Here is a 623-nt window from a genome sequence, read left to right as displayed (position 1 = left end):
GGCACGTCCGGCGCGCCCGCCCGCGACCCGGACGAGATCATGGATTCGTCGGGGCGGCGGGTGGTATTACTGCTGACAGACGGTGTCGGGGACGCCTGGCAAAAGAAAGACGCGCTGTATCCGACGCTGGCGCGATGGGGCAGGAAGATGCCGGTCAGCATCGTGCACCTGCTCCCGGAATGGCTGTGGGGCCGGTGCGGCATGAACCCGCACAAGGCCCGGTTGCGGGTGCCGAACGTGTTGGCTCCCAACGGTCGGTGGGTGTGCGACCTCGCGGACGCCTGGCTCGAACCCGGCGCGGAAGTGCCCGGTCACGTCGTTCCGGTGCCGGTGCTCGAACTGCGGCCGCAGGCCCTGGGCTGGTGGGCCGGGCTGATGACCGGCGAAAACGACGCCGCCGCCGAAGGAACGGTGGTGCTCACCACGGAACGGATTTCCCAGTCCGATTCCGATGACCCGCCGGTAACTTTGTCACCAGTCGAAAGAGTGCACAGATTCCGCAGTGTCGCATCGCCGCCGGCGCTACGCTTGGCGCAGTTACTCGCGGCGGTGCCTGTCCGTCTCGATGTGGCTAAACTGGTGGGACAGCGGTTCGTGCCGGAAGCGAGACTTGAGCACCTCCT

1 protein-coding gene is annotated in these 623 nt (G+C 67.1%); it reads left to right on the top strand.

From position 1 onward, the window contains the following. On the top strand, positions 1-623 hold a 623-nt coding region (locus CFP71_RS41045), incomplete at both ends, for an SAV_2336 N-terminal domain-related protein (RefSeq protein WP_279629271.1).

The sequence above is a fragment of the Amycolatopsis thailandensis genome (assembly GCF_002234405.1).
GTDB classification, from domain to species: domain Bacteria; phylum Actinomycetota; class Actinomycetes; order Mycobacteriales; family Pseudonocardiaceae; genus Amycolatopsis; species Amycolatopsis thailandensis.
This window is presented reverse-complemented; position numbering and strand designations above follow the sequence as displayed.